Raw genomic sequence first — 26,476 nt, 5'->3', positions numbered from 1 at the left:
GCCCGTGACGAAACCGAAATGTCTCCTGCCCTCCAGCCCCACCGCCAGACCCGCCAGACCATCGTGCGCCTGCTGTCCAGCATGGCCAGCGCGAAGGAGATCAGCCAGTACCTCAAGCGCTTCTCGCAGCTGGACGCCAAGCGCTTCGCCGTGGTCAAGGTCGGTGGCGCCGTGCTACGCGACGATCTTGAAGCGCTGACTTCCTCGCTGTCCTTCCTGCAGGAAGTCGGGCTGACCCCGATCGTGCTGCACGGTGCCGGCCCTCAGCTGGACGCCGAGCTGTCTGCCGCCGGCATCGAGAAGCAGACCGTCAACGGCCTGCGCGTGACCTCGCCGGAAGCACTGGCGATCGTGCGCCGGGTGTTCCAGCAATCCAACCTGCGCCTGGTCGAAGCCCTGCAGCAGAATGGAGCGCGTGCCACCTCGATCACCGGTGGCGTGTTCGAGGCCGAGTACCTGGACGTGGACACCTACGGCCTGGTCGGTGAAGTGAAGAAGGTCAACCTGGCGCCGATCGAAGCCAGCCTGCGCGCCGGATCGATCCCGGTCATCACCAGCCTGGGTGAGACCGCCGGCGGACAGATCCTGAACGTCAATGCCGACTTTGCCGCCAACGAACTGGTGCAGGAACTGCAGCCGTACAAGATCATCTTCCTGACCGGTACCGGTGGCCTGCTGGACGAGGCGGGCAACGTCATCGATTCGATCAACCTGTCCACCGAGTACGACCACCTGATCGCACAGCCGTGGATTCACGGCGGCATGAAGGTCAAGATCGAACAGATCAAGGATCTGCTCGATCGCTTGCCGCTGGAATCGTCGGTGTCGATCACCCGCCCGGCCGATCTGGCCAAGGAACTGTTCACCCACAAGGGCTCAGGCACGCTGGTGCGCAAGGGCGAGAAGGTGCTGCGTGCGGCCACGTGGGACGAGTTGGATCTGCCACGCCTGAAGGGCCTGATCGAATCCAGCTTCGGCCGCACCCTGGTGCCGGACTACTTCCAGAAGACCAGGCTGCTGCGCGCGTACGTCAGCGAGAACTATCGGACGGCCGTCATCCTGACCAACGAGGCCGAAGGAGTCTATCTGGACAAGTTCGCCGTGCTCGATGATGCGCAGGGCGAGGGCCTGGGGCGTGCCGTCTGGAACGTGATGCTGGAGGAAACGCCTCAGCTGTTCTGGCGCTCGCGTCACGGCAATCCGATCAATCACTTCTACTACGCCGAATCCGACGGCTGCTACAAGCAGGACCAGTGGAAGGTGTTCTGGTTCGGTGCCGATGGCATCGACCGCATCCGCACCTATGTCGATCACTGCGCTGCACGCGCACCGAGCTTGCAGGGCTGAACGATGACCGTCACCGACACCTGGGCGACGGTGCCGACCCTGCGCGGCCAGCATGTGACGCTGCAGCCCTTGCAGCAGGGACACGTGGACGGCCTGCGTGCCGCGCTGGAAGGCAGCGGACTGGACCGGCTCTGGTACACCCAGGTGCCGGCGCCGGCACAGGCAGGCGCCTACGTACAGGCCGCACTGCAGGCGCAGGCGGAGGGCAGGGTGCTGCCCTTCGTCATCCGTGATGCCGCTGGCGACATCGTCGGCAGCACCCGCTTCTATGACCTCGATGCCGCCGTGCCCAGGCTCAGTCTCGGCTATACCTGGTATGCACCGCGCGCGCAGCGTACCGGTGCCAATACCGAGGCCAAGCTGTTGCTGCTGCAGCATGCCTTCGAAGTCATGGGCTGCATCAGCGTGGTGCTGGAAACCAGCTGGTTCAACACCACCTCGCGCACCGCCATCGCCCGCCTGGGGGCCAAGCAGGATGGCGTGCTGCGCAACCACAAACGGCATGCCGACGGCACGCCGCGCGACACCGTCATCTTTTCCATCATCGATGCGGAATGGCAGGGCGTGAAGCGCCACCTGCAGTACCGTCTGGACAGCCACGCATGAACGATTCGATTTTCTCCCTGGGCATCATCGGTGCCCGCGGCCATACCGGTGCCGAACTGATCAAGCTCGTTGCCGCGCATCCGCGCCTGCGCCTGGCGTTCGTATCCTCGCGCGAACGTGCAGGGCAGCGCCTGTCTGACCATCACCCGGAAGTGCAGGGTGATCTGCGCTACGAGAACCTCGACGCCGACGCGGTGGCGGCCAAGGGCGTGGACGCGGTGATCCTGGCGCTGCCCAATGGCCTGGCCGCACCGTTCGTGGCCGCGCTTGAAAGCGCCCGGCCCGATACGGTGATCGTGGACCTGTCGGCCGATTACCGCTTCGACCACAGCTGGTACTACGGTCTGCCGGAGCTGACCCGCGGTCGCTACACCGGGCAGAAGCACATCAGCAATCCTGGCTGCTACGCCACCGCGATGCAGCTGGCGATCCATCCGCTGCTGGACCTGCTGGCCGGGCCCCCGCAGTGCTTCGGCGTGTCCGGCTACTCCGGTGCGGGCACCACGCCCTCCGACAAGAACAACGTCGAACTGCTGGCCGACAACCTGATGCCGTACGCGCTGACCAACCACGTGCACGAGCGCGAGGTGTCGGTGCAGCTGGGGGTGGCAGTGGAGTTCATGCCGCATGTGGCGCCCCATTTCCGCGGCATCACCCTGACCGCCAATCTGTGGTTGAACCGCGCACAGACGCGCGAGCAGATCGTCGAGCGTTTCCAGCAGGCCTATGCCGGCGAAGCACTCATCGAGGTGGTGGATGACGCGCCGTGGGTCAGCCGCATCGCCGGCCGCCACGGTGCCCAGATCGGTGGCTTCACCCTGGCCCCGGGTGGCAAGCGGGTGGTGGTGGTGGCGACGCTGGACAACCTGCTGAAGGGCGCGGCCACCCAGGCCATGCAGAATCTCAACCTTGCGCTGGGCATCGACGAACTGACGTCGATCCCGCACTGAACCCGCATCCGGAGCCCCCATGGCAGACCTTCTTTGGCAGAAACCCGGCGTCGCTGTCGACGCCCAGATCCAGACCTTCCTCGCCGGCGATGACGTGATCCTCGACCGTGAGTTCTTCCTGCATGACATCGCGGCCAGCGCCGCGCATGCACAGGGCCTGCAGCACATCGGCATCCTCGCCGCCAGCGAGCTGGAGGGCCTGCTGCGCGAGCTGGAGGTGCTGGCAGACGACTTCCGCGCAGGCCGTTTCGTGCTGGATACGCGCTATGAAGACGGTCACTCGGCGATCGAAGCGCGCCTGACCGAGCGGTTGGGTGATGCCGGCCGCAAGATCCACACCGGTCGCAGCCGCAATGACCAGATCCTGGTCGCCACGCGCCTGTGGCTGAAGGAAAAGCTGCAGCGCGTCGCCCAGCTCAGCGCCGAGGTGGCCAAGGTCGCGCTCGACCGCGCTCAGGCGGAAAAGGACCTGCCGGTGCCGGGCTATACGCACATCCAGCGAGCCGTCGTGTCCTCGGCGGGCATGTGGTGGGCCGGCTGGGCGGAAGCCTTCATCGACAATGCCATCCGTGCACGTGACACCCATGCGCTGGTCGATGCCAACCCGCTGGGTACCGCCGCCGGGTATGGCGTGAACCTGCCGCTGGACCGTGAACACACCACGGCTGCGCTCGGTTTCGCGCGCATGCAGGTATCACCGATCTATGCACAGCTGTCGCGCGGCAAGTTCGAGCTGGCCGCCCTGGAGGCGCTGGGTGGCGCTACCCTGGACCTGCGTCGCATCGCCTGGGACCTGTCCCTGTTCACCAGCGCCGAATTCGGCTTCGTCGCACTGCCGGCGCAGTACACCACCGGCAGCTCGATCATGCCGAACAAGCGCAACCCCGATGTGATCGAACTGATGCGTGCCACCCATGCCAGCGTTGCGGCGGCGCGCACCGAAATCGAACAGCTGCTGTCGCTGCCGTCCGGCTACCATCGTGATCTGCAGTCGTCCAAGGGGGCCATCTTCCACGGCTTCGGTCGCGGCCTGGCCGCGCTGGAACTGCTGCCGGCGCTGCTGGCCAACCTGGAATGGCGCGAGGACAGGCTGCGCGCGGCGATCGACTCCGGCATGTATGCCACCGACGTCGCGGTCGAGGCCGCCGTGGCCGGCGTGCCGTTCCGCGACGCCTACAAGGCCGCCGCGGCAGGTGCCGACAGCGCAGGGCAGGGACGCACGCCGGAGGGCAGCCTGGCCGCGCGTGTCTCGCCGGGTTCGGCATCGGACCTGCGCCTGGATGAGCTGCGCGCGCGCTGGCAGGCGCTGTCCTGATGGCGGGCACCGTCTATCTGGTCCTGGCCATGCGCCGGCCCGGCTTCAGTGCCACCGCTGTGCAGCCGCATCTGGATTTCCTCGATGGACTGCGTGCGCAGGGCCAACTGCAGCTCACCGGTGGTTTCGCCGACGGCAGCGGCGGTGCCTACGTGCTGTGCAACGTGGAGAGCCTCGCACAGGCGCAGGCCATCGTCGCCACGGATCCGCTGGTGACGATGCAGGCCTCCGAGCTGACCGTGCACGAATGGAATACGCGCTGAGAGCCCGGCCATGACCCCGCACGCCGCCCCCGTCGCTTCGCCGTTTCCCGAACAGGCGCTGCCGCCATGGCGACGTGCCGTACTGAAGGTGGGCAGCAGCCTGCTCGCTGCCGATGGAGGCGGCCTGTCGCCACGCCACGCGCTGGGCCTGGCCCAGTTCGTCTCGGCCAATGTGCTGGCCGGCCGCGAAGTGGTGATCGTCTCGTCCGGCGCGGTCGCCGCCGGCCGCGCGATCCTGCCGCGTGCCGATGAGCCGGGCGCTGCGATGGCCGCGCGGCAGGCACTGGCTGCGCTTGGCCAGGCGCAGCTGATCGGCCTGTGGCAGCGCTTCTTCGAGCGCCCGGTCGCGCAGGTGCTGCTGACCCACGACGACCTGCGCAACCGCCGCCGCTACCTCAACGCCCGCGCCACCCTCACCGAACTGCTGCGGCTGGGTGCGCTGCCGGTGGTGAACGAGAACGACACCGTCTCGGTGGATGAACTCAAGCTCGGCGACAACGACAACCTGGCCGCGACCGTGGCGGCGCTGGTCGATGCCGACGCATTGTTCATCGCCACCGACATCGATGGCCTGTACAGCGCCGATCCGCGCACCGTGGCCGACGCACGGCCGCTGCACGATGTGCCGGAACTGGGCCCGGACGTGCTGGCGATGGCCGGCGGCGCCGGCTCGCGCGCGGGCACCGGGGGCATGCGTACCAAGCTGGAGGCCGCAGCCAAGGCCGGCCGGCTGGGTATCGAAACCTATCTGTTCAACGGCCGCAGCGGCGAGGTGGTGCGCGCGCTGGCGCAGGATCGCCTGTTCGGCACCCGGATCCATGCCGCACGCAGCCGTGAAGCGGCGCGCAAGCACTGGCTGCGCCATGCCCCCCTGGCCGATGGCGCGATCGTGATCGACGCCGGCGCGGCGCAGGCGATGCGTGAGAAGGGCGCCTCGCTGCTGCCCGGTGGCATCACCGGTGCCGACGGTGATTTCCGCCGGGGCGACATGGTGCAGGTGTGCTGGAACACCGCCGAAGGGCGGGTCTGCGTTGCCCGTGGTGTCAGCCAGTACGCGGCTGACGACGTGCGCCGCATCGCTGGCCGCCATTCGCGCGACATCCAGGCCGTACTGGGCTACAACTATGGGGGCAGCGTCGTCCATCGTGACGATCTGGTGCTGCCATGACCGGACCGCAGGACACCTCGATGAGTGACATCCAAGCACAGGCACGCGCCTGCCGTGACGCGGCCCAGGCGGTTGCAGGCCTCGACAGCGAAGCGCGGCGCGCGCTGCTGCAGGCCATGGCACAGGCACTGGAAGTGAATGCCGGCCAGATCCTGGCCGGCAATGCGCGCGACCTGGCCGCCGCGCGCGACAAGGGCGTCGGCAGTGCCATGCTGGACCGGCTGGCACTGAACCCGCCGCGTCTGCTGGCGATGGCCGACGCGGTGCGTGAGGTTGCCGCGTTGCCCGATCCAGTCGGGCAGGTGACCCGCGACGACGTCCGCCCCAATGGCATCCGCGTGCAGAAAGTGCGGGTGCCGCTGGGCGTGATCGCGATGATCTACGAGGCGCGCCCGAACGTGACCGCCGAAGCGGCCGCACTGTGCCTGAAGGCAGGCAACGGCGTGATCCTGCGTGGTGGCTCCGAGGCGATCCATTCCAATACCGCCATTGCCCAGGCATTGGCCGGTGCGTTGCAGGCCAACGGTGTTCCCCCCGCAGCGGTGACTGTACTGACCGACCTGCGGCGTGAGGCGATGCTGGAGCTGCTGCAGCTGCACGAGCTGATCGACCTGGCGATTCCGCGGGGCGGCGAAGGCCTGATCCGCTTTGTCGCCGAACACGCGCGCGTACCGGTGATCAAGCACTACAAGGGCGTCTGCCATCTGTTCGTGGACGCCAGCGCCGATCTCGACCAGGCCGTCGGCCTGCTGGTCGATGGCAAGTGCAGCCGGCCGGCCGCATGCAATTCACTGGAGACGCTGCTGGTGCATCGGCACGTGGCGGCGGAGTTCCTGCCGCGCGTGGCGCAGTCGCTTGGCGAACGGGGCGTACAACTGCGCGCGGATGCCCACGCGCGTCCGTTGCTGCCGGGCAGCACCGAGGCGACCGACGAGGACTACGCAGCCGAATTCCTCGATCTGGTGTTGGCCGTGCGCGTCGTCGATGATCTCGATGCGGCAATCGCGCATATCCGCCGCTACACCTCCGATCACACCGAAGTGATCGCGACCACCGATGCCGTCAATGCCGAGCGGTTCGTCAATGCGCTGCGCTCGGCGGTGGTGATGGTCAACGCGTCCTCGCGCTTTTCGGACGGCGGCCAGCTTGGGCTGGGCAGCGAGATCGGCATCTCCACCACGCGCCTGCATGCCTATGGTCCGATGGGGCTGGAGGCACTGACGGTCGAGCGCTTCGTGGTCCGCGGCGAGGGTCAGACGCGGGTCTGACCCGGCAGCCGCCAGGCCTGCGCCGGCGGCGAGCCGTTTACCAGAGGTCTTCCAGCTTTCGCGGCTTGCAGGCCACCCACGATGCGCACAGCATCAGCGTGGCGCAGCCGAACAGGAAGCCGAACGGCAGCGTCCAGCCGTTGCTGACGGTATGCAGCCAACCGACCAGGAACGGACCCAGGCAGCTGAAGCTGTAACCCACGCCCTGCATGAAGCCGGACAGCGCGGCGGAACCGGTCGGGGTACGCGTGCGCAGGTTGATCAGGGTCAGCGCCAGCGGGAAGGTCGAGGGGCCCACGCCGAGCAGGCAGGCCCACAGCAGCGGCGCCTTCATGGGGGCCAGCAGCAGGCCGGCAAAGGCGATCACGAATGACGAATAGCCGATCAGGACCAGCGGGAACGGATTCTGCAGGCGCACCGCCATCGACGGAATGACCAGCGACGGCAACAGGCCCAGCGCCGAGAACACCGCCACCATCACCCCACCGAACGCAGGTGTGGCGCCGGCTTCGACCACGATGCGCGGCAGCCAGGTGAACATCGAATAGGTCATCAACGATGTCATGCCGAACATCAGCGTCATGCTCCAGCCCAACGAGGTGCGCCAGACCTTGCCGTGAGGCTGCGCGGTGGGATCGGCAGCGTCGGCCTGCGGCTTCGGCGCGCGCCTGGCCAGTACCAGCCACGGCAGCGCGGCGGCCAATGCCAGCAATGCCCACATGCCCAGCGATACGCGCCAGCCGGCCGCGCTGGCCACCGGCACCGCCAGCAGTGCCGGCAGCATGGTGCCCAGCTGCAGCACGCTGATGTAGAGCGTGCTCATGGTGCCGACCTTGTTGGCGAAGTAGCGCTTCACCAGCGGCGGCACCACCACGTTGCCGATGCCCATTCCAGCCAGCGCGACGACCGCGCCCAGCAGCAGGGTGCCGACGTTGCCGGCGCTGGAGCGCAGCAGCAGGCCTGCCGTGGCCAGGATCATCGCCAGCAGGGTGGTGCGCTCCAGGCCCAGGCGCCGGGCCACAGCCGGCGTGGCCACGCCGAACAGTGCGAACGAGGCGGTCGGCAGCATGCCCAGTACGCCGGTCATGGTGGTGCCGAATCCGAACTGCTGGCCCAGTACGTCCAGCAGCGGGGTGATCGAGGTGACGGCAGTGCGCAGGTTGACCGCCGCCAGCAGGATGGCGGCGAATGCCAGAACGCGGCCGTGCAGCAGCGACGGCGATTCGGATGAGGAGGAGCTCATGGTGGTCCTTGCAGGTGTCGCACGCCGCCACAGTGGCGTGCAGCGCCGGCATCGGTCTACGCCGACGCGGCAGGTGGGGGAGTGGACATCATTGTACGTGGCTGGCGGGGCGAGGTCCCGTCGGCGCAATCTGTCGCTATCGGCACCTTCCGGCGCGCTGCGGCGCGCCTCTCCGGCGTTGCGTCCGGCGGGTCGCTGGACGGCAGACACAAAAAAACCCGGAGGACGATGGCGTCTTCCAGGCTTCTTGGTGACCACCGGAGTGGTCGGGGAGACAGGATTCGAACCTGCGACCTCTACGTCCCGAACGTAGCGCTCTACCAGACTGAGCTACACCCCGAAGGGGGCCGCCTATTCTAGCCATTCACCCCGATGGCGGCAAGGGGTGAACGCCGTTTCCTTCACGCTGCCGGGGCAGCGGCTCTTCAGGGAACAAAAAAGCCTGGACGACTTCACCAGGCTTCAATGCGACCACCGAAGTGGTCGGGGAGACAGGATTCGAACCTGCGACCTCTACGTCCCGAACGTAGCGCTCTACCAGACTGAGCTACACCCCGAAGGAGCCGCCTAAGATACCGTGTGAAGGCCTGGGCGGCAAGGTTTTTTTACATTTCAGCGACGATTCTCTGTGTCGATGCGGTTCTGTTCGCGGGCTTCGAACCACATGCCGTTGAGGATGGCGACCGTCGAGGCGAGGCCGGCGCCGAGGATCCAGGCGAAATACCACATGTTCGGTTCTCCTTGGGAGGCAGGGGATCAGTAGGCGTTGGGGTTGCTGCCCATTTCATCGCTGGTGGTCTTGCCCTTGAGCACGCGGTACACCCAGGTGGTGTAAGCGAGGATGATCGGCAGGAACACCACCGTGGCCAGCAGCATGATCCACAGGGTCAGATGGCTGGACGAGGCATCCCACACGGTCAGGCTGGAGGTGGGCTGGCTGGAGGACGGCAGCAGGAACGGGAAGATCGCGAAGCCGACGGTCAGGATGATGCCGGCGATGGCTGCGCCGGAGGCGATGAAGGCCAGGCCGCCGCGACGGGCACGCAGCAGCACCGCGCTGGCGAGCAGGCCAAGCAGGCCGACCAGCGGCGCCAGCAGGGTCGCCGGCATGGTGCTGTAGTTGCGCATCCAGCCGCCGGCCGCGCCCAGCTCGGCGCTCTTCAGCAGCGGGTTGGTGGCGCCGTCGGTGATCACCTGCGAGGTGATCTGGTAGCCCGGCAGGCCGAAGGCCACCCAGGCTCCCCCCACCGCGAACAGTGCGAAGGCGATCAGCGCGGCAATGCTGCCAAAGCGTGCCGAGCGTTCAGCCACCGGGCCATCGGTCTTGATCACCAGCATCGCGGCACCGTGGGCCACCAGCATGGAAACGCTGAGCAGGCCGGCCAGCAGCGCGAACGGCATCAGCAGCCCGAAGAACGAGCCGGTGTAGAAGATGCGCATGCTGTCATCGAAGTGGAACGGCACGCCCAGCAGGACGTTGCCCACCGCCACGCCCATGATCAGCGCAGGGATGAAGCCGCCGATGAACAGCGCCCAGTCCCAGGTGTTGCGCCAGCGCTCGCCCGGCATCTTGCTGCGGAACTTGAAGCCGACCGGGCGCAGGATCAGGGCAAACAGGATGACGAACATCGCCAGGTAGAAGCCTGAGAAGCTGACCGCGTACAGCGGCGGCCAGGCGGCGAAGATCGCACCGCCACCCAGGATCAGCCACACCTGGTTGCCTTCCCATACCGGGCCGATGGTGTTGATCACCAGCCGGCGCTCGGCGTCGGTGCGGGCCACGAAAGGCAGCAGCGTGCCCACTCCCAGGTCGAAACCATCCATCACCGCGAAGCCGATCAGCAGGATGCCGAGCAGCAGCCACCAGATCACGCGCAGCGTGGTGTAGTCCAGAAGAATGAAATCCATCTTGGTTTTCTCCTGCCTCAGGCCTGGCCGGCGGCCGGCGCTGCGGCATTGTGGGAAGCATGCGGGCGGGGCGACTGCAGCGACGGCAGCACCTCGTCCGGACCCTTGCGGATCGCCTTGAGCATCAGCTTGATCTCGACCACGATCAGTGCGGTGTAGATCGCGGTGAAGCCGGCCAGGGTCAGCACGATCTGGTGCAGGGCCAGGCCCGATGCCGCGTAGAACGTCGGCAGCACGCCATCAACCGCCCAGGGCTGACGGCCGTACTCGGCCACGAACCAGCCGCATTCGATCGCGATCCACGGTGCCGGCAGCGTCCACAGGGCCAGCGTGAGGAACCAGCGCTTGTCCTGGAAGTTGTTGCGGCACGAGTAGTAGAAGGCCAATGCGAAGAAGGCGATCAGATAGAAGCCCAGGCCCGCCATCACGCGGAAGGTCCAGAACAGCGGCATCACGCGCGGCACGGTATCCATTGCCGCCTGCGAGATCTGTTCGGGGGTGGCGTTGAGGATGTCCTCGCGGTAGCGCTTGAGCAGCAGCCCATGGCCCAGATCCTGCCAGTGGCGGTCGAACATCTCACGGGCTTCGACGTCGTTCTTGTTGGCGCGCAGGCGTTCCAGCGCACCGTAGGCGAGCTGGCCGCCGCGTACGCGGTGCTCGGCGCGCTCCACCAGTTCCAGGATGCCCGGGATCGGCTGGTCCAGCGAACGGGTGGCGATCAGGCCCATCAGGTACGGGATCTTCACCGCATAGTCGTTCTGGTGCGTCTGCTGGTTGGGAATGCCGAAGGCGGTGAAGTCCGCCGGGGCACGCTCGGTCTCCCACATCGCCTCGATCGCGGCCAGCTTCATCTTCTGGTGCTCGCTGGCGGCGTAGCCACTCTCATCGCCCAGCACCACCACCGACAGCGATGACAGCAGGCCGAACGCAGCGGCCACCGCGAACGAACGGCGGGCGAGGTCCTTGTGCTTGTTGCGCAGCAGGAACAGGGCACTGATCGACATCACGAACACCGCGCCGGTCACGTAGCCGGCGCTGACGGTATGCACGAACTTGGCCTGCGCCACCGGGTTGAACACCACGGCCATGAAATCGACCACTTCCATGCGCATGGTTTCCGGGTTGAACACCGCGCCGGTGGGGTTCTGCATCCAGCCGTTGGCGATCAGGATCCACACCGCCGACAGGTTGGTGCCCAGCGCCATCAGCCAGGTGACCGTCAGGTGCTTGACCTTGCTCAGGCGGTTCCAGCCGAAGAAGAACAGGCCGACGAAGGTGGCTTCCAGGAAGAAGGCCATCAGCCCTTCGATCGCCAGCGGCGCACCGAAGATGTCACCCACATAATGGCTGTAGTACGACCAGTTCATGCCGAACTGGAATTCCATGACGATGCCGGTGGCCACGCCCATGGCGAAGTTGATGCCGAACAGCACGCCCCAGAACAGGGTCATCCGGCGCCAGATCTCCTTGCCGGTCATCACGTAGACACTCTCCATGATGGCGACCATGAACGACAGGCCCAGGGTGAGTGGTACGAATAGGAAGTGGTACATCGCGGTCAGCGCGAATTGCAGCCGCGACAGTTCTACGACTGTCTGATCAATCATGGCCTGGCTACCTCGTTGGATAGTGCCGTTGCAGGTGGCGGGAAGGGTGGTCTACGACGTGAATGATGTGACCGACTACTTCAGACAGCCTTGATCCAGATCAATGTATGAACAGGTACGCGAAGAGATCGTATGCGGGCCCTGTGAAAACTGCGACCCCTGGCCGCAGGGGGAGGCTGTTGCCTGTGCCTACAATGCCATCCATCCTCCACTCCCTGTGAAGACCCTTTGAGCGCTGCCGAACCGACCGTCCTTTCGCCGGAAGCCGAGACGAACCGGCAGCGGCGTGCCCGCACCGCGTGGCTGGCCGACCTTGCGCGGGGGGCACGGGGCCGCCAGCGCCTGGCGGCCGTATGCATCAGCCTGTCCGGCGCGCTGCTGATCGGCCAGGCCGCCGCCATCGCCTGGCTGGTGCAGCAGGTGCTGGTGGAGCAGGCGCCGCTGTCCTCGGGCCTGCCGGTGCTGGCCGCACTGGCGCTGATCCTGTTGCTGCGCACGGCATTGGGCAGCGCGACCCAGGCTGCCGCCGGCGATGTTGCCGACACTGCCCGCCTGGCCCTGCGCGAGCGCGTGTTCGCGCGCCTGCTCGGCCACGGGCCGCTGTGGCTGCGGCAGCGCCGCACCGGCGAGCTGGGCGAGCTGCTGCTGCATCACGGTGATGCGATCGAGAATTATTACAGCGGTTTCCTGCCGGTGCGCACTGAAGTGGTGGTGGTGCCCGTGCTGATCCTGGCCGCGGTGGCCTGGGTGGATTGGGTGGTGGCGCTGATCCTGCTGTTCACGGCGCCGCTGGTGCCGTTCTTCATGATGCTGGTGGGGTGGGGCGCCGAAGCGGCAGGTCGCGCGCAGCTGGGTGAGCTGGCGCGCATGAGCGGCCATTTCGCCGACCGCATCAAGGGCCTGGGCCTGCTGCGCGTGTACGGACGGGGCGAGGCCGAGCTGGCGGGAATAGAAGCCGCTGCCGAGGGCGTGCGGCTGCGCACGATGAAAGTGCTGCGGATCGCGTTCCTGTCGTCCACGGTGCTGGAGTTCTTCGCTTCCGTCAGCGTGGCGATGGTTGCGCTGTACCTGGGCTTGAGCTATCTGGGCATGATGTCGCTGCATGCGGCCGTGCCGACGTTGGGCGCAGGCCTGTTCTGCCTGCTGCTGGCACCGGAATTCTACGCGCCGCTGCGACGGCTGGCCGCGCATTATCACGATCGTGCCAACGCGCTGGCCGCGGCAGCCGAAGTGGAGCGCCTGCTGCAGTCGTTGCCGGATGAGCAGGGACTGATCGAGAACGAGGTCGTGCCGCTGGCAGTGGAGCCGGCCGAGGCCGCACTGCCGCCGCTGCAGGCACAGGGCCTGGTGCTGCGCCCGCTGGGCGCGTCGCAGGATGTGCTGCAGGGCGTGGATGTGCTGCTGGAACCAGGCCAGCGGCTGGCACTGGTAGGTGCCAGCGGCAGCGGCAAGAGCACGCTGTTGGAGGCGCTGGCCGGCTGGCTGCCGCCGCGCGCGGGCAGGCTGATGCTGCGCCCCGGCGTGCAGGTGGCCTATGCCAGCCAGCGCCCCTATCTGTTCCACGGCAGCATCGCCGACAACCTGCGGCTGGCCGATCCTGGCGCCAGTGATGCACGATTGCGCGCGGTGGCCGAGGCAGCGCAGGTGCTCACGTTCGCGCAGGGGCTGCCGCAGGGGCTGGACACGATCATCGGTGAACGCGGCTTCGGCCTGTCCGGGGGCGAGGCACGACGCATCGGCCTGGCCCGCCTGCTGCTGCGCGATCCGCAGGTGCTGTTGCTGGATGAGCCGACCGCCTTCCTCGATGCAGATACCGAGGCCGCGCTGCTGCGCAGTCTTGCCGCCTACGCGCGCGGTCGCAGCGTGGTGGTTGCCACCCACAGCCCGGCCGTGATCGCCTGGGCTGATCGCTGCCTGCTGCTGCCGGAAGGACGTCTCGTCGAGCCGGCGCAGGCGGTGCACGCATGAGCCGCTCGCCCGACACGCTGCGTGCGGTGTTCCTGCAGCAGCGGCCGCGTCTGCTGCTGACCATGCTGCTGCTGTGGACCACGATGCTGGCAGGCACCGCCCTGCTTGGCCTGTCCGGTGGCTTCCTCACCGCAGCTGCGCTGGCCGGTGCCGCCGGTCTCGGCCAGGGCTTCAACTTCTTTTCGCCTTCGGCCGGCATCCGTGGCCTGACCATGGCACGCATCGTTTCCCGCTATTTCGAGAAGCTGGTTGGCCACGATGCCACGTTGCGCATCGCCCGCGACCTGCGGGTATGGTTCTTCCGGCGCGCCCTGCCACTGGCGCCCGCGCGGCTGGGTGCCACGCGCACCGGCGAGCTGCTCGCGCGCCTGCTCGGTGATATCGGTGAAGTGGACGGCCTGCTGGTCCGCGCGCTGGGCCCGCTGGTCGCGCTGGGTGCCCTGTCGATGGTGGCCGTGCTGTCGGCGGCGATGATCCTGCCGTCCGCAGCGGTGCTGCTGGCGGTGCTGGCCGCGCTGATTGCCTTCGGTGTGCCGTGGCTGGGCGTGCGTGGCCGCGATGGCGAGGAAGCGGATCGCGCCGCGCATCGAGCCGCGCTGCGCACTGCCGCGTTTGAAGGACTGGAAGGCGCGGGTGATCTGGCGGCGCTGCATGCCGATGCGGCGTGGCAGCTGAAGGTGCGGGTGGCCGCCAAGCAGTTGGCCGCGCGTGATCGCCGTCGCCGCTGGCGCCTGGTCGCCGCGTCGACACTGCACGGCAGCGTGGCCGGACTTGGCCTGGTCGCCATGCTGGCACTGGCCCTGCATGCGGCCGAGCAACAGCGCATCGCCGCTGAAATGGCAGCCGGACTGGTGTTCCTGACGGTGGCGCTGATCGAGCTGTGGGCGGGGATGGGCCTGGCATGGCAGTCGTTGCAGTCCGGTCGCATCTCGGCCGATCGCCTGCAGTCCATCGTCGAGCAGCCGCCGGCCGTGGACGAACCGCTGGCACCGCAGCCGGTTCCGGTGCACGCACGCGTGCACTGGGATGACGTCCACTTCCAGTGGCCGGGGGCGGTACGCCCGGTGCTGCGCGGGCTGCAGCTGACGTTGGCGCCCGGCGAGCGCATCGCCATCCGTGGCGACAGTGGCTGCGGCAAGACCACGTTGTCCAGCCTGCTGCTGCGCCTGTGGGATCCGCAGCAGGGCCGGCTGACCTATGGCGGGCGGGACCTGCGTGATTTCGCCCAGGCCGATTGGCATCGGCAGCTGGCCTGGCTGCCGCAGAACGCCCCGGTGTTCGCCGGCAGCGTGGCGGAGAACCTGCGCCTGGGGGATCCTGATGCCGACGATGCTGCACTGTGGGCCGTGTTGCACAGGGTGCGGCTGGGCGAGTGGGCCGAGCGCAATGGTGGCCTGCTGGCCTGGGTTGGCGAGAACGGTGCGACGATGTCCGCGGGTCAGGCGCGACGCCTGGCGCTGGCCCGCGCGCTGTTGCGCAACGCGCCGATCCTGTTGCTGGACGAACCGACCGAAGGCCTGGACGTGGACACGGCCCATGCGCTGCTGCAGGATCTGGCCGGCCTGCTGGACGGTCGCAGCCTGTTGATGATCACCCATGACGACCTGCCCGATGGCGTGGTCGACGCGCAGTACCGGTTGCGCGATGGCGTGCTGATCCGCGAGGCGTGAGCGGCGCGCCTCATCAGGAAAATTCGCGCAGCATCACGGCGATCGAGGCCACATTGGCCAGCACGCACAACCCGAACACCCACTGGAATGCGGCTTTGCGATGCTTGTGGCGGAACGTCGCCTGGCCCAGCAATGCGCCGGGCCAGCCGCCGGCGAAGGCCAGCAGCTGGAGTGTCCGTTCCGGAATGCGCCGGTGGTTGCGTTGTGCGGCGCGCTTGTCATGGCCATACAGGCCAAACGACACGGCACTGGCCAGCAGGCACCAGCCGCCCAGCCACAGGGGCAGAACGCCGCTGATCGTCAGTGCGATCAGCGCGCCGAAGGCGGCCAGCGCGAGATGACGCCGCCATCCCACTAGAGCGTGTCGAGGAAGCTGCGAACAGCCGGGCCGAACCGATCGAAATCGACCAGGAAGGCATCATGGCCCTGCGGCGAGTCCAGTCCGATGAAGCGTGCATCGGCGCCGCCGGCGCGCAGGCCGTCGGCCACCTGCTGCTGCTGCTGCACCGGGAACAGGATGTCGGTGTTGGCACCGATGGCCAGCGCCTTGTCCACACGGATCCTGGCCAGTCCAGCCATGACATCGCCATCGGTATACTCGGCCAGGTCGAACCAGTCCATCGAGCGGCTCAGGTACAGATAGCAGTTCGGATCGAAGAAGCGCACGAAGCGGCGCGCGTGGCCTTCGAGATAACTTTCGACCTGGAACTCCAGGCCGAACGGATCGTCGTCGGCCTGGTCCGAATCCAGGCGCACGCGACCGAAGCGGCCGTCCCATTCCAGCGCCGAGCGGTAGGTGATCACCCCCAGCTTGCGCGCCATGCGCATGCCGGATTCCGGGTACTGGGTGTCGTCGTAGCGGCCACTGTTCCAGCGTGGATCGAGACGGATCGCTTCCCGCTGCAGCGATCGGATGGCGATGGAGAACGGCAGCGCCTGCGCACTGCCGGAAATGTTGATGTGGCTGCGCGCGATTCCCGGATGCAGCATCAGCACCGCCAGCGCGGTCATGCCGCCCATCGAGTTGCCGATCACGCAGGCCAGCCGTTCGATACCCAGCGCACGCACCACCTCGACGGCGGCGCGTGCGCCGTCTTCGATCGACAGTTCGGGAAAGTCGAGCCGGTACGGTTCGCCGGACGCCGGATTGATCGATGCCGGTCCTGTCGAGCCCTTGCAGCTGCCCAGCGAGTTCACGCAGACCACGAACCAGCGGTCGGTATTGATCGGCTTGCCCGGCCCGAGCATCGCCTCCCACCAGCCCGGTGCGGGATTGCCTGCGTTGCCGGCGGCATGTGCGTCCGGCGACAGGCCGGTGACGATCAGGATCGCGTTGCCCCCATCGGCAGCCAGCGTGCCCCAGGTCTCGTAGGCCACGCGCGCACCGTGCAGGGCGCCGCCGCGCTTGAACGGGAAGGGCGAAGGCAGGGCATGGAAGCGGGTGCCGGGCGGAATGAATTCGGTCATGCGGGCATTCTAGCGGGGCCACATGTGGAGCTGGCGACACGCTGGTTTCCATCAGCGGGCGAATGTCGCACGCCAACCCTCTGTCGGGCATGGCCCGGCTCTACCGATGGCAAGCGCACAGGTAGCGCCGGGCCGTGCCCGGCGAGCGCAGCGGTGCGGTGCTACGGAAACCGCAGTTCCACCACGTCCTCATGCGGCAGGGTCACCTTTACCGGCAGACTCTGCAGGTCACCGTCGCCGCGATTGGCACTGCCACTGCGCGAGATCCGCGCCAGCACTTCCACCTCGCGATGCGCTGACAGGGGGGCGGTGGGCATTGGACTGTCGCCGTCGCCAAGTCCGACCGTGCCGGGAAAACCAGCCAGAGGCAGCTTGCGCACCGCGACCGGCATCGGCGGGCCGCCGACCGCACGTGCCAGCACGAAGATCTGCGCGCCCGCGGGCCATTGCGCATGCTGCACGGAGACGGGCAGCTGCACACGCACCTGCAGCAGTGCAGGCGAGGTCGCCGGGGCCGGATCATGCGCCTGTGCGGCCGCTTCGCGGGCAATGGCGATCTGTGCCTGCAGCGCCTGCGCGGCACCCGGTTCCAGGTGCGGCAGCAGGCCACTCCAGACATCGGCGGCTTCGCTGTTGCGGCCGCGCTGGCGCAGGGCGATGCCGAGCAGCCAGCTGGCCCGTTCGGCTTCGGGCGCCAGCGTGCGCGCCCGCTGCAGCCACAATACGGCGGTGTCGTCGAACTGCTTTCCGGCATCGGCCTGGGCGCGCGCCTGTGCCGCTTCCACCAGCACGCCCGGGTCGTCCGGTGCCAGTGCCACCGCGCGTGCGAAGGCTTCGGCAGCCGCGGCGGCGTTGCCCAGTTCGCTTTGCGAGCGGCCGAGCAGGGCCCAGCCATCGGCACGTTGTGGATCGCGCTGCAGCGCGCCCTGCAGGGCCTGCACGCCCTCGCGCAGGGTCGCCACCGATGGCGCCGGCTGCACCCGTGCCGCCTGCGGGTTCCCCACCAGCTGGTACAGGCAGGCGCCGGCGATGCCCACGGCAGCCACGGCGACGAGGAAGCCGGTGCGGCCTTGCCGCCGCAGCGGCCACAACACCAGCAGCGCAGTGAGCGCAGCGCTGGCGGCAGCCGCGAAAAGCAGCCAATCGTTCACCAGTCCTCTCCCACGTCGGCCGATGTCGGCGGTGCGGCGGCCACGGTACGGGCACGACGGCGGACGATGCCCACCACCACCAGCGCGCCGGCGCCCAGTACCAGCAGCGGACCACCCCACAGCAACCAGGTGCCCGGCTGCAGTGGGGGCTGGTAAAGCACGAAGTCGCCATAGCGGGCGACGAGGAAGCGCTTGATCTGCGTATCGTCATGGCCCTGCTGCATCAGCTGCAGTACCTCCCGGCGCAGGTCCTGGGCGATCTGGGCGTTGGAATCGGCCAGCGACTGGTTCTGGCACTGCACGCAGCGCAGCTGCGCGGCGAGGTCGTGGAAACGACGCTCCTCCGCTGCATCACGGAACTGCAGCGGCTTTGGGTCATGCAGTGGTTGCTGCGCCAGGCCGGGCAACGACCCGGCCAGCAGCAGTACCAGCAGCCCGCGCAGGCCGCTACGGAGCAACGCGCTGCGAACCGGCCGCATCGTTCTGAGCCTTCTCGATCTTCTCCAGCGCCGGGATCAGCTTCTCGTCGACCACCTTCTGCGTCATCGCTCCGCTGTACTTCCAGCGCACGATGCCGCTGCCGTCGACGAGGAAGGTCTCCGGCGCGGCCGTTACGCCCCAGTCGATCGCGGTACGGCCTTCGATGTCGCTGAGCACGACCATGAACGGATTGCCCAGCTGTTCCAGCCAGTGCAGGGCATCGGTGGGGTCGTCTTTCCAGTTGTAGCCGATCACGCGCACGCGCTTGCTCTCGGCGAAACGGGTGAGTACCGGGTGTTCCTCGCGGCAGGCCGCGCACCAGCTGCCCCAGACGTTCAGCAGATAGGGCGCACCGCGCAGTTCTTCGCTGCGCACGATCATCTGCGGATCGTGCAGCACCGGCAGCGCGAAGGCGGGGGCGGGCTTGTCGATGAGGGCCGAAGGCAGCACGTCGCGCTGCGGGTCGCCCGACTTCATCACGCCGTAGATCATCAACCCGAGCAGGCCGAAGAAGAACAGCACGCCGATAACGATGGCGACCGGCGGCAGCGGGCGGGAGGGGCGCGGGGCGGGGGACTCGGACATGGAAACTCCTACGGACGACGGAAGCGGCGGTCAGCGGCGGTGATGAATCCACCCAGGGCCATCAGCAGCGCGCCCAGCCAGATCCAGCGCACGAACGGTTTGATGTGGACGCGGACCGCCCATGCATTGTTGCCCAGCGGCTCACCCAATGCCACGTAGACATCACCGCCGATGCGCGCATCGATGCCGGCCTCGGTCATCACCTGGCCACCGCTGGCGTACTGCCGCTTCTCCGGATGCAGCAGGGCCAGTTCGCGGCCGTCGCGGAACACCCGCAGATGACCGCGGTCGGCAATGAAGTTGGGGCCCTCGCGGTGATCCACGCCTTCGAAGCGCACTTCGTGACCGCCGACCACGATCTGCTGGCCCGGTGCCAGCGCCACTTCGCGCTGCACGTTCAGCGCTTCCACCAGCAACGCGCCCGCCAGAAACACGGCGACGCCGGCATGGGCAACGATCATGCCGAGCATTTCGGCAGTAAAGCGGCCATTGCCACGCAACCGCTGCCAGACGAAGCGGGCGGTGCCCAGCGCGACCCAGGCCGCCGCGGCGACGCCGATGCCGGCTTTCCATCCGTTCTGCGGCGCCTGCCACCAGGCCAGCGCACCGAGCAGTACCGCCAGGCCGAACCAGGGGGCGAGCAGGGCCATCGTGTGCGAAGGCTGGTCGCGCTGCCATTTCACCAGCGGGCCGAAGGGCAGCAGCAGCACCAACGGCGCCATCAACAGCAGGAACAGGCTGCCGAAGTAGGGTGGGCCGACCGAAATCTTTCCCAGCGCCAGCGCATCGGCCAGCAGCGGGTACAGCGTGCCGAGCAGGACCATCGCGCAGGCGGTGGCCAGCAGCAGGTTGTTGGCCAGCAGCAGCGTTTCGCGCGAGGTTGCGGTGAAGCCGCGGCGGGCATCATCGGCGTCGATGCTCAGCTGGCCCGCGCGCAGCGTGTACAGCAGCAGGCTTCCACCCACCAGCAGTGACAGGAACACGAGGATGAACAGGCCCCGCGAAGGATCGGCGGCGAACGAGTGCACGCTGGTCAGCACGCCGGAGCGCACCAGGAACGTGCCCAGCAGCGACAGCGCGAATGCGGCGATCGCCAGCAGCAGGGTCCAGCTGCCGAAGGTGCCGCGCTTCTCGGTGACCGCTTGGGAGTGGATCAGTGCGGCGCCGACCAGCCATGGCATGAAGCTGGCGTTCTCGACCGGATCCCAGAACCACCAGCCGCCCCAGCCCAGTTCGTAGTAGGCCCACCAGCTGCCCAGGGCGATGCCCAGGGTCAGGAACGCCCAGGCGACATTGGTCCATGGCCGCGTCCAGCGCAGCCAGCGTGCGTCCACGCGTCCCTCCAGCAGCGCGGCCACGGCGAAGGCGAACGGCACCGCGAAACCCACGTAGCCCAGGTACAGCATCGGCGGGTGGATGATCAGTCCCGGATCCTGCAGCAGCGGATTGAGGTCACGGCCCTCCAGCGGGGCCGGGTTCAAGCGCAGGAACGGGTTGGAGGTGAAGATCAGGAAGGCGAGGAAGCCCATGCTGACGATGCCCATCACCGCCAGCACGCGCGCCTGCACGTGCCGGGGCAGGTGCCGTGAGAACAGCGCGACCGCTCCAGTCCACAGCGCCAGCACCAGCGCCCACATCAGCAGCGAGCCTTCGTGCGCGCCCCACACCGCCGAGTAGCGGTAGATGAGTGGCAGCAGTGAGTTGGAGTTCTCGGCCACGTAGCGCACCGAGAAGTCCTGCTGCACGAAGGTGGCGGTCAGCACCGCGAATGCACCGGCCACCAGCAGCAGCTGCGCGTAAGCGGCCGGCCGTGCCACCGCCATCCACGCCGCGTTGCCGCGATGGGCGCCGGCCAGCGGCAGGCCGGCCAGCAGCAGCGACGCCAGCAGTGCGCACAGCAGCAGGATCTGACCCAGTTCGGGCAGCACTCAGCGGACCTCGGGTGCCGTCACCGGCACGTCGTGCTTGAGATGGGCCTGGCCCATCTTGTCGGCCACTTCCTTCGGCACGTACTGCTCGTCGTGCTTGGCCAGCACTTCGTCGGCGACGAACACGGCGTTCTGCAGCGCGCCCTCCTGCAGGCGGCCGCTGGCGACCACGGCCGTGCCTTCGGCGAACATGTCCGGCAGGATGCGCGAGGTTGTCACCGCCAGCTGGGCATCGCCATCGGTGACCAAGAAGTGGGCTTCCAGCGAGCCGGGCGGGCGATTGAAGGAACCCTTCACCACCATGCCGCCGAGGCGGAACCGAGATTGCGGCTCGACGTCGCCACGCAGCACTTCGGAGGGCGTGTACAGGTAGGCAATGTTGCGCTCCAGTGCCATCGCCACAAGCGCGGTGGCCAGGCCGGAAGCGAGCAGGGCCAGCAGGACCCAGGCAAGGCGGCGGCGTTGGACCGGTGTCATCGTTCCAGCTCCGTGGACAGCGACGGTGGGACATCCTGGGCGCTGGCACGTGCCTGCTGCCGCTGCTGCCGGGCCTGTGCCATGCGCCGGGCGGCGCGCAGGCGCAGCCAGGAACCGAGCGCGTCGGCGCAGAGCACCAGCACGAACACCGCGTACGCACCGATCACGTAGGGCAGGTGGCTCATTGCGGGTTCTCCGCAGCAGCCTGCGCGGCGTCGATGCGGCCACCGACCCAGGCCTTGCCGGCCTCGCGGTCGAGATTGTCGGCGCGCGCCTTGGCCAGCACCGAACCGGCGAACCAGAACTTGGTACCGATCACCATCCACCACAGCGGGGCGATCATCGCACTGTCGATGGCCGATTCACCGAACACGTTGATCGACTGGCGCTGGTGCAACCCACCCCACCAGTCCACGGAATAGCGGATCACCGGCAGCAGGCTGACGCCGACGATGGCCAGCAGGCCGGCCGCACGGGCGGCACTGCGGCGGTCCTCGATGGCGTGGTACAGGCCGATCACGCCCAGATACAGGAACAGCAGCACCAGTTCGCTGGTCATTCGCGGGTCCCAGTCCCACCAGGTCCCCCACGTGCCCTTGCCCCAGATGCTGCCGGTGAGCAGGGTGATCAGCGTGAACCCCGCGCCCATCGGCGCGCACGCCATGGCCAGGATCTCGCAGACCTTGATCCGCCAGATCAGGGCAATGGCGGCGTACAGCGCCATCAGCGCGAATACGAACAGGCTCATCCAGGCGCTGGGCACATGGATGTAGAGGATGCGGAAACTGTCCAGCTGCCGGGCTTCCGGCGGCACCACCAGCAATGCCTGCCAGATTCCGACAAGCAGGACCGGCACGGCCGCGAGGTAGAACACCCGCGACCAGCGGGCGGCGAAACGATCGAACGTGGGCGGAGAACCGAGTTGGTGGAACCAGCGGACAATCGGATTCATGCGTGACGGCTATCCAGCAGGGGTGGATTGGCTCTCAGCTCGATCAACTCAGAGAAATACGAATCGCAGCGGCAGTCGCCAGCGGTGCCAGCACCAGTGCCACCAGCAGGCCGGCACCCAGCATCAGCAGCGCGCCGACCGGATCCTGTCCACGGCTGGCTGCAGCCAGGCTGCCTGCACCGAAGACCAGCACCGGTACGTACAACGGCAACGACAGCAACGCCACGAGAATACCAGAGCGCCGGATGCCCACGGTCAGTGCAGCGACCACACCACCGATCAGGCTCAGCAACGGTGTTCCCAGCAGCAACGATGCCAGCAACATCGGCAGCTGGTCATGCGGCAGATGCAGCATTTCCGCCAGCAGCGGGCTCAGTACGATCAGTGGCAGGGCCGTGGTGGCCCAGTGCAGCAGCACCCGCACCAGCACCAGCCACGCCAGTGGCACCGGTGCCAGCAGCCATTGCTCCAGCGAGCCATCCTCGGCGTCGGAGCGGAACAGCGAATCCAGCGCAAGCTGCCCGGCCAGCAGCACCGCCAGCCACAGCACTGCACCAGCGGTCGCCGCCAGCGGCTGTGGATCGCGTCCCTGTGCCAGTGCGAACAGCACCACTACCAGCAGGGCGAACAGCAGCGGCTGCAACGCATCGCCGCGGCGGCGCCAGAGCAGGCGCAGGTCACGCCTGACCAGGGCGCGCGCGGTCTGCCACAGGCCCGGTTCGGTACCCGGGGCGATCATGCGGCACCGCCGAGGTCGAGCTGGCGGGTACGCACCGGTGGTGCGGCGTAGGCCCCATGGGTGGTGACCAGGGCGGCGCCACCTGCACGCAGGTGTGCCGAAATCATCCGGTTGACCAGGGTGATGCCCTCCAGGTCGAGGTTGGCGTAGGGCTCGTCGAGCAGCCACAGCGGGGCGGGCGAGAGCCAGATGCGGGCCAGCGCCAGCCGCCGCTTCTGTCCGGCCGACAGGTGCCTCACCAGGGTGTCCTCATACCCGGCCAGGCCGACGATGGCCAGTGCATTGCCCGGCATCTGCCGCGCCCGGCGCCCGTGCAGGCCGCACAGGAAGTGCAGGTTCTCCAGTGTGTCCAGGTCCGGCTTCAGCGCGGGAAGATGGCTGAGATAGGCGACGTAGCGCGCCCGTTCGGCGTTGCTGGCGGGCCTGCCGTCGATCCGCACCTGGCCGGCGCCGGGTCGCGCAAGGCCGGCGAGCACGCGCAGCAGGGTGGTCTTGCCGGCACCGTTGCCGCCCTGCACGAGCAGCGCCTCGCCAGCATCCACGTGGAAGTCCAGCGGGCCGAACACGGGCGCGTCATTGCGCGAGAAGCTCAGGCCGCTGGCGGCCAGCAATGCAGGGGTGTCCAAGGGGCAGGGATCTTCATGCCGGAGTGCGGCGGCAATTGTAGCGATGAAATCTGCCCGGTAGCGCCAGGCCACGCCCGGCGAGCGTCAAGCGCGGTATCCCGCTGAAAGGGCATGTGCAAACAGCCGCCCGGCATGACCCGTCACGACCGGCCCGCGCCGCAGGCCGGGTCCGGATTTCGTACACTTCCAGCCCTTGTTCCCATTAGCCCAGGCCGATGCAACCCACCACCAAGCTGCCCAAGGTCGGTACCACCATCTTCACCGTCATGTCCCAGCTCGCTGCCGAGCACGGTGCAGTCAATCTGGGCCAGGGGTTTCCGGATTTTTCCGCGCCGCAGCGCCTGATCGACGAAACCGCCAAGGCGATGGCGGCCGGCCTGAACCAGTATCCGCCGATGACCGGTGTGGCGCCGCTGCGCCAGGCCATCGCGCAGAAGTCACTGGACCTGTATGGCGCCCAGGTCGACCCGGACACCGAAATCACCGTCACCAGCGGCGCGACCGAGGCCATCTTCAACGCCATCCACGCCGTGGTGCGTGCCGGCGAGGAGGTGATCGTGCTGGACCCCGCATATGACTGCTACGAGCCGGCCATCGAGCTGGCCGGCGCCACCGCCGTGCACGTGCCGCTGGACCCGCAGACGTTCGCCGTGGACTGGGACCGCGTGCGTGCGGCCATCACGCCGCGCACCCGCATGCTGATGGTCAACACCCCGCACAACCCCTCCGGTGCGATGCTGGACGAGGCCGACATGCAGGCGCTGGCCGACGTGCTGCGTGGCACGCAGATCTACCTGATTTCCGATGAGGTGTACGAGCACATCATCTACGATGGCCGCCGCCACGAATCGGTGCTGCGCTACCCGGAACTGCGCGAGCGGACCTTCGTCATCTCCAGCTTCGGCAAGACCTACCACTGCACCGGCTGGAAGATCGGTTATGCGGTGGCGCCGCCGCTGCTGACCGCGGAATTCCGCAAGGTGCACCAGTACAACACCTTCACCAGCTTCGGCCCGGCCCAGTATGGCTTTGCCGCGATGATCCGCGACGAACCGGAGCACCACCTGGAACTGGGCGCGTTCTACCAGGCCAAGCGTGACCGCTTCCGCGAGCAGCTGGCCGGTACGCGGCTGAAGCCGCTGCCGGTGCCGGGCGGCTACTTCCAGCTGGTCGATTATTCGGCCATCAGCGATCTGCCCGACCACGAATTCGTGAAGTGGCTGACCGTCGAGAAGGGCGTCACCGCCATCCCGCTGTCGCCGTTCTACGAAACCGCACCGACCGGCCAGCGCCTGGTACGGCTGTGCTTCGCCAAGAACGAGGCGACCCTGGACGCGGCGATCGAACGCCTGCGCCTGCTGTGAGCGGAGTGACGACCATGCAGGATCTGCGCATTTCCCTCGTCCAGGGCGACACCCGCTGGCACGACCCGGCCGGCAACCGCACCTACTATGGCGCGCTGCTGGCGCCGCTCGCCGGCACCACAGATCTGGTGATCCTGCCCGAGACCTTCACCAGTGGCTTCTCCAACGAGGCCATTGCCCAGGCTGAAGGCATGGATGGCCCCACCGTGGCGTGGGTGCGCGAACAGGCCAGGGCCTTGAACGCGGCGGTGGTCGGCAGTGTGCAGCTGCGCGACGGCGCGGGCGTGTACAACCGGCTGCTGTTCGCGACCCCCGACGGTGGACTGCAGTACTACGACAAGCGCCACCTGTTCCGCTATGGCGGCGAGCACGAGCGCTATGCCGCCGGCCGCGACCGCCTCTGCGTGGAATGGAAGGGCTGGCGCATCAATCCGCAGGTCTGCTACGACCTGCGGTTCCCGGTGTTCTGCCGCAACCGCTACAACGTGGAACGGCCCGAACAGCTGGATTTCGATCTGCAGATCTTCGTTGCCAACTGGCCCTCGGCGCGTGCCTACGCGTGGAAGACGCTGCTGCGCGCACGTGCGATCGAGAACCTGTGCTTCGTCGCTGCGGTCAACCGTGTCGGCGTGGACGGCAACCAACTGCACTATGCCGGCGACAGCGCCGTGCTGGATTTCCTCGGCCAGCCGCAGGTGGAGATCCGCGAGCGCGAGCAGGTGGTGACCACCACCATCTCGGCCGACGCGCTGGCGCTGCACCGTGCGCGCTTCCCGGCGATGCTCGATGCCGATGCTTTCCATCTGGACGTGCAGGCCTGAACGAAGGGCTGAACGCTGCCCGCATCACCGTGCGCGCCTGCATTCACCCTGCACGCGCGCGCTGCTAGATTCGCCGGCAGTCCGAACGCTGTGGAAGTCCTGCCGATGAACAAGTCCCTTGCCCTGTTGCTGGCGCTGGCCGCCACCTCCCTGGCTCCGGCCGCGCATGCCGGTGGCAACCTCGACTGCCACCTGCGCTACAACCTGTCCGGCTGGTCGCTGATCTACAAGACGGCCTCGGGCACCGGCACCGTCATCTGCAGCAACGGTGCCAGTCTGCCGGTGCGCATCCAGATGAAGGGCGGTGGCCTGACCGTTGGCAAATCGAAGATCACCGACGGGCGCGGCAGCTTCACCGGCGCCGTCAGCGTGGATGAACTGCTCGGTACCTACGCGTCGGTGGGGGCTCATGCCGGTGCGGTGAAATCCAGCAATGCGCAGGTGATGACCAAGGGCGACATCTCGCTGGCGCTGTCCGGTACCGGCAAGGGCTGGGACCTGGGTGTGGACGGCACGGCCTTCACCATCAGCCGACGTTGACCGGTTCCCGTCGCAGCGGCACCCGATAACGAA

Annotated in this window: 27 protein-coding genes and 2 tRNA genes; 12 read left to right on the top strand and 17 right to left on the bottom strand. The window is 67.7% G+C overall.

Annotated elements, in window-relative coordinates:
• The first annotated feature begins 18 nt into the window (after window positions 1-18).
• The 7 genes from ACX9OW_RS08940 to ACX9OW_RS08910 are packed head-to-tail and all read left to right on the top strand — an operon-like array spanning window position 19 to window position 6,917.
• A complete protein-coding gene (locus tag ACX9OW_RS08940; RefSeq protein ID WP_053519692.1) occupies window positions 19-1,347 on the top strand; it encodes an acetylglutamate kinase in 1,329 nt (442 codons plus the stop codon).
• Between the two features lie 3 nt (window positions 1,348-1,350).
• Window positions 1,351-1,953 (top strand): GNAT family N-acetyltransferase, encoded by a 603-nt coding sequence (locus ACX9OW_RS08935; RefSeq protein WP_065175501.1) that lies wholly within the window; start codon window positions 1,351-1,353, stop codon window positions 1,951-1,953.
• A complete protein-coding gene (gene argC, locus ACX9OW_RS08930) occupies window positions 1,950-2,903 on the top strand; it encodes an N-acetyl-gamma-glutamyl-phosphate reductase (protein WP_053519694.1) in 954 nt (317 codons plus the stop codon). The genes ACX9OW_RS08935 and argC overlap by 4 nt, the downstream gene beginning before the upstream one ends.
• Window positions 2,904-2,922: 19 nt before the next feature.
• The gene (gene argH / locus ACX9OW_RS08925; protein WP_065181935.1) at window positions 2,923-4,218 is read left to right on the top strand and encodes an argininosuccinate lyase; all 1,296 of its coding nucleotides are present in this window, start codon (window positions 2,923-2,925) and stop codon (window positions 4,216-4,218) included.
• Window positions 4,218-4,481, top strand: coding sequence for a YciI family protein (locus ACX9OW_RS08920; protein WP_053519696.1), 264 nt, complete (start codon window positions 4,218-4,220; stop codon window positions 4,479-4,481). The genes argH and ACX9OW_RS08920 overlap by 1 nt, the downstream gene beginning before the upstream one ends.
• Window positions 4,482-4,491: 10 nt before the next feature.
• The gene (gene proB / locus ACX9OW_RS08915) at window positions 4,492-5,649 is read left to right on the top strand and encodes a glutamate 5-kinase (RefSeq protein WP_074899354.1); all 1,158 of its coding nucleotides are present in this window, start codon (window positions 4,492-4,494) and stop codon (window positions 5,647-5,649) included.
• Window positions 5,646-6,917 carry a glutamate-5-semialdehyde dehydrogenase gene (locus ACX9OW_RS08910; protein ID WP_459062191.1) on the top strand — a complete coding sequence of 424 codons (1,272 nt, stop codon included), beginning with the start codon at window positions 5,646-5,648 and terminating at the stop codon, window positions 6,915-6,917. Before proB ends, ACX9OW_RS08910 begins: the two co-directional genes overlap by 4 nt.
• 37 nt (window positions 6,918-6,954) lie before the next feature.
• On the opposite strand, the gene ACX9OW_RS08905 is transcribed toward ACX9OW_RS08910, so the two are convergent.
• The 6 genes from ACX9OW_RS08905 to ACX9OW_RS08880 form a co-directional block, all read right to left on the bottom strand.
• Window positions 6,955-8,160 carry a CynX/NimT family MFS transporter gene (locus ACX9OW_RS08905; RefSeq protein ID WP_053519699.1) on the bottom strand — a complete coding sequence of 402 codons (1,206 nt, stop codon included), beginning with the start codon at window positions 8,158-8,160 and terminating at the stop codon, window positions 6,955-6,957.
• 263 nt (window positions 8,161-8,423) lie between these two features.
• Window positions 8,424-8,500, bottom strand: a tRNA-Pro gene (locus ACX9OW_RS08900).
• Window positions 8,501-8,640: 140 nt separating this feature from the next.
• Window positions 8,641-8,717: transfer RNA gene (locus ACX9OW_RS08895), tRNA-Pro, on the bottom strand.
• A 55-nt stretch (window positions 8,718-8,772) separates the two neighbouring features.
• Entirely contained in the window at window positions 8,773-8,889 is a 117-nt protein-coding gene (gene cydX / locus ACX9OW_RS08890) for a cytochrome bd-I oxidase subunit CydX (RefSeq protein WP_053520342.1), read from the bottom strand.
• Window positions 8,890-8,916: 27 nt separating this feature from the next.
• A complete protein-coding gene (cydB, locus tag ACX9OW_RS08885; protein WP_053520343.1) occupies window positions 8,917-10,068 on the bottom strand; it encodes a cytochrome d ubiquinol oxidase subunit II in 1,152 nt (383 codons plus the stop codon).
• Window positions 10,069-10,085: 17 nt separating this feature from the next.
• Window positions 10,086-11,675, bottom strand: coding sequence for a cytochrome ubiquinol oxidase subunit I (locus ACX9OW_RS08880; protein ID WP_053520344.1), 1,590 nt, complete (start codon window positions 11,673-11,675; stop codon window positions 10,086-10,088).
• A 228-nt stretch (window positions 11,676-11,903) separates the two neighbouring features.
• Between ACX9OW_RS08880 and cydD the strand changes: the two genes are divergently transcribed.
• Both cydD and cydC read left to right on the top strand, forming a co-directional pair.
• The gene (cydD, locus tag ACX9OW_RS08875) at window positions 11,904-13,643 is read left to right on the top strand and encodes a thiol reductant ABC exporter subunit CydD (protein WP_193396141.1); all 1,740 of its coding nucleotides are present in this window, start codon (window positions 11,904-11,906) and stop codon (window positions 13,641-13,643) included.
• Window positions 13,640-15,313, top strand: coding sequence for a thiol reductant ABC exporter subunit CydC (gene cydC / locus ACX9OW_RS08870; protein ID WP_459062190.1), 1,674 nt, complete (start codon window positions 13,640-13,642; stop codon window positions 15,311-15,313). The genes cydD and cydC overlap by 4 nt, the downstream gene beginning before the upstream one ends.
• Window positions 15,314-15,326: 13 nt before the next feature.
• Here the strand turns inward: cydC and ACX9OW_RS08865 are convergent, their stop codons facing one another.
• From ACX9OW_RS08865 to ccmA, 11 genes are all read right to left on the bottom strand, one after another.
• A complete protein-coding gene (locus tag ACX9OW_RS08865) occupies window positions 15,327-15,668 on the bottom strand; it encodes a DUF1294 domain-containing protein (RefSeq protein ID WP_053520347.1) in 342 nt (113 codons plus the stop codon).
• Window positions 15,668-16,780, bottom strand: a complete 1,113-nt coding sequence (gene metX / locus ACX9OW_RS08860; RefSeq protein WP_459062189.1) for a homoserine O-acetyltransferase MetX — start codon at window positions 16,778-16,780, stop codon at window positions 15,668-15,670. Before metX ends, ACX9OW_RS08865 begins: the two co-directional genes overlap by 1 nt.
• Window positions 16,781-16,941: 161 nt before the next feature.
• Window positions 16,942-17,934 carry a tetratricopeptide repeat protein gene (locus ACX9OW_RS08855; protein WP_459062472.1) on the bottom strand — a complete coding sequence of 331 codons (993 nt, stop codon included), beginning with the start codon at window positions 17,932-17,934 and terminating at the stop codon, window positions 16,942-16,944.
• A complete protein-coding gene (locus tag ACX9OW_RS08850) occupies window positions 17,928-18,374 on the bottom strand; it encodes a cytochrome c-type biogenesis protein (protein ID WP_053516933.1) in 447 nt (148 codons plus the stop codon). Before ACX9OW_RS08850 ends, ACX9OW_RS08855 begins: the two co-directional genes overlap by 7 nt.
• 4 nt (window positions 18,375-18,378) lie before the next feature.
• Window positions 18,379-18,996 (bottom strand): DsbE family thiol:disulfide interchange protein, encoded by a 618-nt coding sequence (locus ACX9OW_RS08845; RefSeq protein ID WP_053516864.1) that lies wholly within the window; start codon window positions 18,994-18,996, stop codon window positions 18,379-18,381.
• An 8-nt stretch (window positions 18,997-19,004) separates the two neighbouring features.
• Window positions 19,005-20,924, bottom strand: coding sequence for a heme lyase CcmF/NrfE family subunit (locus ACX9OW_RS08840; RefSeq protein ID WP_459062188.1), 1,920 nt, complete (start codon window positions 20,922-20,924; stop codon window positions 19,005-19,007).
• The gene (gene ccmE, locus ACX9OW_RS08835; RefSeq protein ID WP_111186423.1) at window positions 20,925-21,401 is read right to left on the bottom strand and encodes a cytochrome c maturation protein CcmE; all 477 of its coding nucleotides are present in this window, start codon (window positions 21,399-21,401) and stop codon (window positions 20,925-20,927) included.
• Entirely contained in the window at window positions 21,398-21,586 is a 189-nt protein-coding gene (gene ccmD / locus ACX9OW_RS08830; RefSeq protein WP_053516869.1) for a heme exporter protein CcmD, read from the bottom strand. The genes ccmE and ccmD overlap by 4 nt, the downstream gene beginning before the upstream one ends.
• Window positions 21,583-22,353 (bottom strand): heme ABC transporter permease CcmC, encoded by a 771-nt coding sequence (gene ccmC / locus ACX9OW_RS08825; protein ID WP_065181944.1) that lies wholly within the window; start codon window positions 22,351-22,353, stop codon window positions 21,583-21,585. The genes ccmD and ccmC overlap by 4 nt, the downstream gene beginning before the upstream one ends.
• 43 nt (window positions 22,354-22,396) lie before the next feature.
• Window positions 22,397-23,092 (bottom strand): heme exporter protein CcmB, encoded by a 696-nt coding sequence (gene ccmB, locus ACX9OW_RS08820; RefSeq protein ID WP_053516872.1) that lies wholly within the window; start codon window positions 23,090-23,092, stop codon window positions 22,397-22,399.
• Window positions 23,089-23,790: a heme ABC exporter ATP-binding protein CcmA gene (ccmA, locus tag ACX9OW_RS08815; RefSeq protein WP_414488328.1), complete on the bottom strand. Its 702-nt coding sequence runs from the start codon at window positions 23,788-23,790 to the stop codon at window positions 23,089-23,091. The genes ccmB and ccmA overlap by 4 nt, the downstream gene beginning before the upstream one ends.
• A 143-nt stretch (window positions 23,791-23,933) precedes the next feature.
• Between ccmA and ACX9OW_RS08810 the strand changes: the two genes are divergently transcribed.
• From ACX9OW_RS08810 to ACX9OW_RS08800, 3 genes are all read left to right on the top strand, one after another.
• Window positions 23,934-25,082: a pyridoxal phosphate-dependent aminotransferase gene (locus tag ACX9OW_RS08810; RefSeq protein WP_414488329.1), complete on the top strand. Its 1,149-nt coding sequence runs from the start codon at window positions 23,934-23,936 to the stop codon at window positions 25,080-25,082.
• A 14-nt stretch (window positions 25,083-25,096) separates the two neighbouring features.
• Complete coding sequence (locus tag ACX9OW_RS08805) at window positions 25,097-25,903, top strand: amidohydrolase (protein WP_111186421.1); 807 nt, start codon at window positions 25,097-25,099, stop codon at window positions 25,901-25,903.
• Between the two features lie 105 nt (window positions 25,904-26,008).
• Window positions 26,009-26,443, top strand: coding sequence for a hypothetical protein (locus ACX9OW_RS08800; RefSeq protein WP_459062187.1), 435 nt, complete (start codon window positions 26,009-26,011; stop codon window positions 26,441-26,443).
• Window positions 26,444-26,476: the final 33 nt, after the last annotated feature.

Source organism: Stenotrophomonas genospecies 5, assembly GCF_054473825.1.
This window is presented reverse-complemented; position numbering and strand designations above follow the sequence as displayed.